The sequence below is a fragment of the Sphingobacterium allocomposti genome, assembly GCF_008124885.1.
In the GTDB taxonomy this organism is placed as follows: Bacteria; Bacteroidota; Bacteroidia; order Sphingobacteriales; family Sphingobacteriaceae; genus Sphingobacterium; species Sphingobacterium allocomposti.
Window position 1 is genome coordinate 55,777 of the sequence record NZ_VNHX01000026.1, and the last position, 9,813, is coordinate 65,589.

The 9,813-nt window shown below is 46.3% G+C and carries 6 protein-coding genes; 2 read left to right on the forward strand and 4 right to left on the reverse strand.

The features are described 5' to 3' along the window. Nucleotides 1-7: 7 nt before the first annotated feature. The 4 genes from BC792_RS15855 to trmD form a co-directional block, all read right to left on the reverse strand. Nucleotides 8-583 (reverse strand): anthranilate synthase component II, encoded by a 576-nt coding sequence (locus BC792_RS15855; protein ID WP_148909996.1) that lies wholly within the window; start codon nucleotides 581-583, stop codon nucleotides 8-10. Then, nucleotides 573-860, reverse strand: a complete 288-nt coding sequence (locus tag BC792_RS18645) for a hypothetical protein (RefSeq protein WP_246155147.1) — start codon at nucleotides 858-860, stop codon at nucleotides 573-575. Before BC792_RS18645 ends, BC792_RS15855 begins: the two co-directional genes overlap by 11 nt. Continuing rightward, nucleotides 857-2,260 (reverse strand): anthranilate synthase component I family protein, encoded by a 1,404-nt coding sequence (locus tag BC792_RS15865; RefSeq protein WP_148909997.1) that lies wholly within the window; start codon nucleotides 2,258-2,260, stop codon nucleotides 857-859. The genes BC792_RS18645 and BC792_RS15865 overlap by 4 nt, the downstream gene beginning before the upstream one ends. A 244-nt stretch (nucleotides 2,261-2,504) precedes the next feature. Continuing rightward, nucleotides 2,505-3,182 (reverse strand): tRNA (guanosine(37)-N1)-methyltransferase TrmD, encoded by a 678-nt coding sequence (gene trmD / locus BC792_RS15870; RefSeq protein ID WP_148909998.1) that lies wholly within the window; start codon nucleotides 3,180-3,182, stop codon nucleotides 2,505-2,507. Between the two features lie 1,663 nt (nucleotides 3,183-4,845). Between trmD and BC792_RS15875 the strand changes: the two genes are divergently transcribed. Next, nucleotides 4,846-8,064: a SusC/RagA family TonB-linked outer membrane protein gene (locus BC792_RS15875; RefSeq protein ID WP_148909999.1), complete on the forward strand. Its 3,219-nt coding sequence runs from the start codon at nucleotides 4,846-4,848 to the stop codon at nucleotides 8,062-8,064. 12 nt (nucleotides 8,065-8,076) lie between these two features. Next, nucleotides 8,077-9,579 (forward strand): RagB/SusD family nutrient uptake outer membrane protein, encoded by a 1,503-nt coding sequence (locus BC792_RS15880; RefSeq protein ID WP_148910000.1) that lies wholly within the window; start codon nucleotides 8,077-8,079, stop codon nucleotides 9,577-9,579. Nucleotides 9,580-9,813: the final 234 nt, after the last annotated feature.

Consider the following 9,813-nt stretch of genomic DNA (forward strand, 5'->3'; position numbering starts at 1 on the left):
TTCCAAATCAGCTCTCCAACCAATTCGCTATCAGTCTTTTTCCGTTTGTTGTTAGCACCGACTCTGGGTGAAACTGCATGCCGCGGACGTCATACTCAGTATGGGAGAGGGCCATGATCACGCCATTCGCGTCTACAGCCGTAATTTTGAGACAAGCGGGCAGTGTGGCCTGGTCTACGGCCCAGGAGTGGTAACGGCCTATTTTTGCGTCGTGAGGATAGTTCCTAAACAGCCGCTCTTCCGGGTCGGTGACAATAAGGTCTGTGGCAACGCCATGCAAAGGTTTCGGCATATTGTATAAAGTTCCGCCAAATACCTCCGCTATGGCCTGCTGGCCAAGGCAGATGCCTAGGATACTTTTGTGAGCCGCATACGTGCGGATAACATCCAATAACAAGCCGGCTTCCTCGGGTATGCCGGGACCGGGAGACAATAGAATCTTGTCATAAGCTTCGATCTCTTCCATCGCAAACTTATCATTTCTGAGGACGATGTAGTCCTGTTCCAGTTCCTGAAGAAGGTGAACCAGGTTGTAAGTGAATGAGTCGTAGTTGTCAATCACCAATATTTTTTTATTGTTCATGGCTGTCGTGCTGTTGATCTTTTAATTGTTTTTCTAAAATATCGCGAAACTGGCGCTCCGCCTGCGCATAATTTAGCGGCGTACTAGGCCCGTAAAGCGTCGCGCTGGTCGGGGGGATGTTTGCGCCCAGCTCTGTGCGGGAGCTTTCTGCCAGTTCTTTCCTTTTTCTGATAAATGTTTCGCGAAGCGCTATCAGCTCGAGGATCCGATGATCTATGGTATCGATAGAAGCGTTTACGTGCGATACCGTTTCGCAATATTCCAGGGGACGTATCATAGTGTTTCGGCTATTTCCAATGCGCGGCGTAAGGCGGCGATCTTGTTGTTTACTTCCTGCAATTCTTTTTCCGCGTCCGAATCGAGAACAATACCGGCGCCGGCCTGGTAATGGAGCACGTTCTGCTTGCTGAGGAACGATCGGATCATAATAGCATGATTGAAATCGCCGTTGAAGCCCATATAGCCGATGGCTCCGGAATAAAACGAGCGTTGCAGTCCTTCATAACGGTCTATAAGTGTCAGGGCCATATGTTTAGGCGCGCCCGAAAGCGTTCCTGCCGGAAACGTGTCGCCGACTACCTCAAAAGGATCGGAATAGCCATTTAACCTGCCCGAGACCTGAGAGACAAGGTGTATAATATGGGAGTAGTATTGGGCTTCTTTATATGATTTGACCTGGACATTTGTACAGTGCCGGCTTAGGTCGTTGCGTGCTAAATCCACGAGCATTACGTGCTCTGCCGACTCTTTGGGGTCGTTTTTCAGCGCTTCGGCAATCTTTTCGTCTTGTTCCATGTCGCCCGTCCGTTTGAACGTGCCTGCTATCGGATAGATGGTGGCCTGCCCCTTTTTTATCGTAAGCTGGGCTTCCGGTGAGGAACCGAACAGCTTAAAGCCGCCGTAGTCGAAATAGAATAAATAGGGGGATGGATTAACTGATCGGAGAGCCCGGTACACGTTAAACTCGTCTCCTTGAAAGCGTGTCGAAAAAGCGCGGGACGGAACGATTTGAAAGACGTCGCCGCGCTGTATATGCTGTTTCATTTTATTAACCAGCAATATAAAGGCGTCGTCGGTCATGTTAGATTCTTCGTTCCCTTTTCTTTTAAAGTCGTATTCTGGGAAATTTTTGTTTTGTATCAGGTACTCTAGACGGTCAAGTTCCGAATGTTCGTGGTCGAGTAAATTTTCAAAGATGTATAGTTGGTTCCGGAAGTGATCTATGGCGATAACATACTTATAGATATGGTATTGTAGATGCGGGATTTCGCGTGCTTGGTCGGGAGGTGTGGTCAGTGTTATGTCTTCAAAGTGTTCGATGGCGTCGAAGGTAAAATAGCCAAACAAGCCGGATGAAATTACCGGAAAGACCTCGTCTTCGGTTGTTGAAAACTGGCTACGGAATAGGGAGACTTCCTGGCAGAGGTCGATGGCGTTGGCATCTTTGTAGATCGTGTCCGAATTAGGGTAACTGACGCGCAGCTGTTCACTGGTCAGTTGGATGCCCGCGATGGGGTGGCAGCAGATGTAACTAATGTTGTTGTCCCTGCTGTGGTATTCCGAACTTTCGAGAAGCAGGCTATTGGGAAATGTGTCCCGAAGCCGCAGATAAATGCTGACCGGAGTCGTTGTATCTGCAAGTATTTTTCTGTGTTGTGTCCTAATTTTGTGTGCCATCTTTTTATGTTTCTTAAAAGTATAAAAAAAAGCCCGACGTTTTATCGTCGGGCCTACTTTCACAATGGTTTTGGTTGATTATGAATATTTTATAACATACCAAATTCGCTCCCGACGCTTTTCGCTTCGAGCCACCACCAGTTTGTATGTAGATTCCTTATTGTCATTTGTACACCACAAATTTATAATTATTTTTTGTTTATCAAACTTTTTTTGAGAAAAAAACAAACTTTACGATCAATCGTTAATCATTCAGCAAATCAGGCCTGCGTTCTTGTGTGCGTTTTAGCTGCTGCTCGTCGCGCCAGGCCGCGATCCTGGCTTCGTGTCCGCTCAGTAAGACGTCCGGAACTCTGTGGCCGCGCCAGTCGGCAGGCCGGGTATAAATCGGTGCATCGAGCAGGCCGTCCTGGAAGGAATCCGACAGCGCTGAAGTTTCGTCGGAAAGTACCCCGGGGATAAGCCGGGCGACAGCATCGACCAATATGGCAGCCGGTAGTTCGCCCCCTGAAAGCACATAGTCGCCAACGGAAATCTCTTTTGTTACAAACACGTCGCGGATGCGCTGGTCGATTCCTTTATAGTGACCGCACAGTATGATGATGTTTTGTGCCGAGGACAAAGCGTTCGCGATATGTTGGTTTAAAGTCTGTCCATCGGGAGTCATGTAGATAACTTCGTCATAAGTTCGTTCTGCCTGCAGTTTCTCTATGCACGCGGCAAAAGGTTCGATCTGCATAACCATTCCGGAGCCACCTCCGTAAGGGTAGTCATCGACCGATTTATGCTTGTTATTGGCATAATCCCTTAGATTGTGTACGTGTATCTCTACCAGGCCCTTTTTCTGTGCCCGCTGTAAGATGGAGTGCGCAAAAGGGCTTTCTAATAGGCCCGGTAATACGGTGATGATGTCGAATCGCATGCTGCAAAGATAGTAAGTTATCTCCTAGCCGCAAGCCGTAAAGTCGTGGATTTGTAAAGTCGTAAAGTGAGAGGCTAATAGCGGATGGCAGATAGCGGATAGCAAATGGCAAATGGCAGATAGCTGTGGAGACGCAAGATCTTGCGTCTCAAATACTCACTACTCAAATCTCACTTCTAATTTCTGACTTCTCACTTCTTTATAGCCCCTCAACCCGGGGCGGGGTTTTACTTGGAAGGACCCAAGTAAACAAGGTCCTCCGGCCGAGGTTCTTGATGCTACCGTGCCTTATCCTAGCCTAAACCGTTCCAAACTCACTTCGTTCAGACAAGGAACGGTTTTTAACGGCTATTATGGCGGCCCGCTGACGCAGTCGAACCGATGCCGGTCCTTTCTGCCGTTAATAGGGGATGGCAAATAGCCGTAAGCCGTAAAGTCGTGGATCTGTGAAGTCGTAAAGTGAGAGGTTAATAGCTATTGGCAGATAGCTGATGGCAGATAGCTGTGGAGACGCAAGATCTTGCGTCTCAAATACTCACTACTCAAATCTCACTTCTAATATCTGATTTCTCACTTCTTTATAGCCCCTCAACCCGGGGCGGGGTTTTACTTGGAAGGACCCAAGTAAACAAGGTCCTTCGGCCGAGGTTCTTGATGCTACCGTGCCTTATCCTAGCCTAAACCGTTCCAAACTCACTTCGTTCAGACAAGGAACGGTTCTTGGCGGCTATTATGGCGGCCCGCTGACGCAGTCGAACCAATGCCGGTCCTTTCTGCCGCTAATAGGGGATGGCAAATGGCAGATGGCTATAAGCCGTAAAGGTGTTAATTTGTAAAGTCGTAAAGTGAGAGGCTAATAGCGGATGGCAGATAGCGGATAGCAAATGGCAAATGGCAGATAGCTGATGGCGAGTGGATATAAATCGTGAGGTTGTTTTTGATAGCAACGAGCGTCATCTAACCATTCTAGCCCATCTAACTACTCTAAGTCTTATCCCCTAACCGTAAAGTTGTGGATTTGTAAAGTCGTAAAGTGACAGGCTAATAGCGGATGGCAAATGGCAGATGGCTGTGGAGACGCAAGATCTTGCGTCTCAAATACTCACTACTCCAAATCACGAATCACGAGAAGCGAATTTTTCAATACTCAAATCTCAAATCTCAAATTTCACTTCTGACTTCTCATTTCTATGTCCAAAAACTGGTTGCATCGACTATAGTTTGTGTTACAAATTGAGCTTTCACCAATTTTCTTTTGCTATACGATTCACTTATAGATAGATTTTTAGTTTTTTGGTTGTTTAAATTCGTAATTTCGGAATATTATTCTGTATTATATCGTTTTTGTGAATGAAATGTTAAGTTTTATCTATTTAGCTTTTCGTAATCTTTCAAGAAACTTCTTGTTTTTTTTTGAAAGTCTGAATGTTTTTTATGATAAACTTGTAATAACAACTTTATAATCCTAAATTTGCTGCCCCTAATGCAGATTAGGTTACTACCCGAATTATAATTCTATTTTATCAAAAGAAATTGGCTTGGTCGGTATGTACTGACGGAGATCTGATCGTCTTTGATATAAAAGAATAATGGTCTTTGTTAAACGTGTACTCTTCCGTCAGGCTGTTGAGAAGAATATTAATTAACAAATACTATAAATAACATGAATCAAAAATTACTCAGCTTTTTTCTGCTGTGTACGCTTTTTATCGGAGCGGCATACGGGCAGAATCGACAGGTGACGGGTAGAGTGACCTCCGCGACGGATGGATCAGCGCTAGCTGGTGTTTCTGTTGCATTAGTGGGAAGTACAACCGCTACCCAGACGGATGAGAACGGTCGTTATACGATATCCGTTTCATCCAACGGAACGCTAACGTTTACTTATGTAGGGTATGCGTCGCAGCGGATTGCAGTAGGTAACCAATCTGTTGTGAATGTGGCACTGGTCGACGACCAGGAGACGTTAGAGGAAGTCGTTGTTCAGGTTCCTTACGGAACAGTAAAGAAGACGGCTTTTACGGGTTCAGAGTCAACCATCACTTCCAAGACATTTGAGAAACAGCAGGTGGCGTCGTTCACAAAGGCGTTAGAAGGAACCGTGGCAGGTATTCAGGCTAATAATGGGGGTGGAGCTCCTGGTACCAGCGCAGATATCCGTATCAGAGGGATTGGTTCTGTAAACGCTAGTTCGTCGCCGTTGTACGTTATCGACGGAGTGCCTTACTCGGGTTCCAACGTTGCCATATCTACTGATGATATTGAGAGTACGACTGTGTTGAAGGATGCCGCGGCGACGGCGTTGTATGGATCACGTGCCGCCAACGGCGTGATCATGATTACAACGAAGAAAGGGCGTTCAAACGCTCCTCGCCTCAACTTTACCGCTCGTTTAGGCTTTTTAAACCGTGCCATTCCCGAATATGATCGCGTTAGCATACCTGAATATTATGAGGGTATGTGGCACGCTACCCGTAATAGGCTGGCGGGAGGTAACCCTGCGAATATCACGGACGCGATTAACCAAAATGCATCAAACGCGTTAATCCCAGGTCTCCGTTATAATGCTACAGACCGCGCGGACAATGAAATCGTATTGCCAAACGGAGAGTTTAATCCCGCTGCGAAAATTCTTTATGCGGACGATTGGCAGGATGTTCTGTTTGGAACGCCATTCAGACAGGATTACAACCTAAACTATTCCGGAGGATCAGAAAAATCAACGCACTATGTGTCATTAGGCTACTTAAACGAGCCGGGCTACGTGAAGTTCTCGGGTTATGAGCGCTTCAACGCAAGAGTAAATGTAGATTCAAAGATCAAAGACTGGTTGTCCTCGGGTATAAACCTGGACGGAGCACTTGCCTATCAGGACAACGTGCAGTCGGGAGGAGGTACAACGACGATAAATCCTTTCTACTACACCCGTATGATGGGGCCTATTTATCCGGTTTGGCAACGCGACCGGAGCGGTAACTTTGTCCTCAATGAATTGACAGGAGAACGTGAGCTGGACTGGGGCTTAAACTCTCAAATGGGCGCGAGACCATATGCGGGTAACTCCAACTTATTGGGGTCGTTGGCGCTGGATGAAAGAAGCGGAAAAATCGGGAATGTTAACTTTAATACGTACTTAGAAGCGCGTTTCTTAAAAGATTTTACGTTCAGAACTACCCTCGGAGGAAACTATTACAACCGTTACGGAACTACCTTTCAGAATCCGGAGTTCGGTGACGCACAGAATGTGAGAGGACGTTCAACGAAAATCCAAAATAGACAGCTTTCTTTCACCTTCAACCAGGTATTGACGTATGACAAAACGTTTTTGGATGACCACAACTTAAATGTTATGGTTGGACACGAAAACTATCGGTTGGAGCGGAACTTTTTGTCGGCAACCCGTTCAGGGTTTCCATTTCCGGGCAATTCGGAACTAGCGCCTGCCGCTACATTGGAAGATGCTACTTCCTATGAGAACTATCACCGGATTGAAGGTTACTTTAGCCGGGTGAACTATACATACCTCGATAAGTATCTATTGTCCGGTAGTTTCCGTCGCGACGGAACCTCACGTTTCTATCCGGGAAGAAATGGTAACGGCAGCAACCAATGGGGTAATTTCTATTCTGTTGGAGCAGGATGGAGAATCAGTCAGGAAGATTTCCTAAAAGACGTAAGTTGGATTAACGAGCTTAAGCTGCGCGCAAGTTACGGTGAGCAAGGTAACGAAGGCGTGGTGCAGACCCGCAGTTCAAATGAAACGGATCAGGAGAACCCAACCAACACGAATATAGATAATTTCTACGGTTGGCAAAGTTTATACGGCTACGGGTGGAACAACGTAAACATGCCGGGCGCTATTGTATCGTCATTGCCTAATGAAGGACTGAGCTGGGAGAAGAATAAGGCGGTTAATGTCGGATTGGACTTTACGTTGTTTAACAGACGCATCGACGGTACAATCGAGTGGTATAACAGGGAGTCTACCAACCTTCTGTTCCAGGTTCCCCTGCCGATGTCTACAGGTATTACGTCGATCTGGCGGAACGTGGGTGCAATGTACAACCGCGGTTTTGACTTGCAGATCGGATATAATGCTATCCGTCGTACGGATTTCGACTGGAGAATCGACCTTAACTTAAGCCATTACAAAAACAGGATCACCAAACTTCCGGAAGAAAGCAGAGCTGATGGTATCATCAGTGGTACCAAAAAGCTGATGGAAGGCGAAGACTTGTACCAGTTTTGGTTGAGGGATTACGCAGGAGTTGATCCGAATAACGGCGATGCACTATGGTATATGGACGAATTGGATGAGAATAATAATGTTGTAGGCCGTACGACAACGAATAACGTCAACAACGCAACGTATTACTACCATGGCTCGGCTATCCCTGATTTTGTGGGCGGGATGACAAACTCTTTCCGCTACAAACAGTTCGACTTATCTGTCCTTTTAACATACCAGTTGGGCGGTAAGTTTTATGATGGAAATTATGCATCCTTGATGCATCAGGGCAGTTACGGTACGCACTGGCATAAAGACATTCTGGATGCGTGGAAGGCGCCTGGAGATATCACCGACGTACCTCGCCTTCAAAATAATATTGCTAGCGCAAACGCGGGTAACGCGGCATCTTCCAGATTCTTATTCGATGCCACATACCTCAATATTAAAAATATTACGTTGGGTTACAACTTTGATAAAGCAGGTATCTCGCGGTTTGGGTTATCAGGTTTACGTCTGTTTGCAAACGTCGATAATGCAGCCATCTTCACGAAAAGAAGAGGTATGGATCCGCAACGGGCGTTTACCGGTACGGCAGACTATACCTACCCAACCATGCGTAACTTCACTTTTGGTGTAACTATAGGTTTATAATAGAAAGCAAAAATGAGAACACTATATAAAGGAATAATGGCTGCGGCCTTGGCTTGTGCCCTGTTAGCTACCAGCTGTAAGAAAGACTATTTGGTGACCAATCCTACGGATAATGTAAGCGCGGATATTGTTTTTGAAACAACAGACGGCGCAATGGTCGCGTTGAACGGAACAATCCGTACGATGTACAGCTCACTTACCAATCACGGAAATTTTGGACAGAAGTCGTATGATCTGACATCTGACTTAATGGGTGAGGATATGTTGTTGCATGCCCAAGGGTACAACTGGTTCACAGCAGAGTACAACTACTCGGTTTTGAGTAATGCGAACCCCAGTCAGCGTCCGGATCGTACGTGGTTTTACTACTACCGGATCATCAATAATGTTAACCGTATTATTGAGCAGCTGCCCACTGCAACTGGATCGCAGGCGGACAAGGATTTGATTTTAGGACAGGCGCTTGCTTTGCGCGCTCACTCTTATTTTTATCTGGTAAACTTTTTCTCTAAATATGGCGAGCAGCATGCAGGTGTACCGCTTTACACTGAGCCTACGACGGAAGGAAAACCGAGAGGAACAGTTAAAGAGGTTTACGATCAGATTTACAGCGATCTAACAGAGGCTGTTGACCTATTGGAAGGTAAGTCGCGTCAACATCTATCCCATGTAAACCAGGCTACTGCCGAAGGGATCTTCGCGCGTGTAGCTTTGCAGAGGGGTGATTACGCGAAAGCGTTGGAGATGGCGACGCAGGCTATCAATAACAGCGGAAAGAGACTATTTACAGCCTCAGAATATACAGCTTCGGCATTTAACACGCTAAGTGCGGCGGAATGGCTATGGGGCGGGGAAGTAAATGTGGAGCAGGCTACGATTTTCGCTTCTTTTTATTCGCATATGGATAACAGACCGGCGACAGGTGGCTACGCAGCGCTTGGCGGTCAGAAGAAAATCACGAAATATCTGTACGACAAGATCCCTACAGGCGACGTCCGTAAGACTTTGTTCCAAGGCGAGCAGGATGCAGATATTCCTATTTATTCTCAGCGCAAATTTGAGTTGAGACAGGCCGGCAACTGGGCTTCGGACTACCTTTTCATGCGCTTGGCTGAGCTTTACTTGATTAAAGCGGAGGCAGAGGCTCGCCTAGGACAGGAAAACGTCGCTCTTCAGACCTTAGCTGACCTGGTCAAAACGAGGTATGCAGCCTATGAAACCGCAGGATTGACGGGAGAAACGCTGTTAAGCGAAATCCTGTTGCAACGTAGAATAGAGCTTTGGGGTGAAGGGTTTGGTATTTTAGACGTGAAGCGCCTTGGAAAAGGGCTTAATCGTCCTACCGGAGCCGGAAACCATGGCGGGGAGAACCTGAACGGCGATGGTGGTAACAACTTTGCGCCAAATGTTACGACGCTTCCCGCAACGTCTAACAGATGGTTGTTCGCTATCCCACAAGATGAAATAAACGCAAATAAGCAGTTGTCTGTAAGCGATCAGAATCCGCTGGATTAACGATAGCATTACAGCAAGTATAGATCCGCCATAAGCGGTGATCTATTAGTCCCGAGGTTGTCTAAAAAGCCTTTTTTTAAAAAGGAATCCCCGATACGTGAAAGTGTCGGGGATTTTTATTGTTTGTCCTAAAAAATGGTTATTTTTAGGTGTACCCAAACAATATGGCAAACATACTATTCAAAGCATTACCATCCAATAGTCCGAGTCTTTTTCCGGAAGATATTTTTGCAA

Bases quoted from the DNA above. Each gene is read 5' to 3' on its own strand.
- BC792_RS15855 (WP_148909996.1), bottom strand. From the start codon at position 583: ATGAACAATAAAAAAATATTGGTGATTGACAACTACGACTCATTCACT.
- BC792_RS18645 (WP_246155147.1), bottom strand. From the start codon at position 860: ATGATACGTCCCCTGGAATATTGCGAAACGGTATCGCACGTAAACGCT.
- BC792_RS15865 (WP_148909997.1), bottom strand. From the start codon at position 2,260: ATGGCACACAAAATTAGGACACAACACAGAAAAATACTTGCAGATACA.
- trmD (WP_148909998.1), bottom strand. From the start codon at position 3,182: ATGCGATTCGACATCATCACCGTATTACCGGGCCTATTAGAAAGCCCT.
- BC792_RS15875 (WP_148909999.1), top strand. From the start codon at position 4,846: ATGAATCAAAAATTACTCAGCTTTTTTCTGCTGTGTACGCTTTTTATC.
- BC792_RS15880 (WP_148910000.1), top strand. From the start codon at position 8,077: ATGAGAACACTATATAAAGGAATAATGGCTGCGGCCTTGGCTTGTGCC.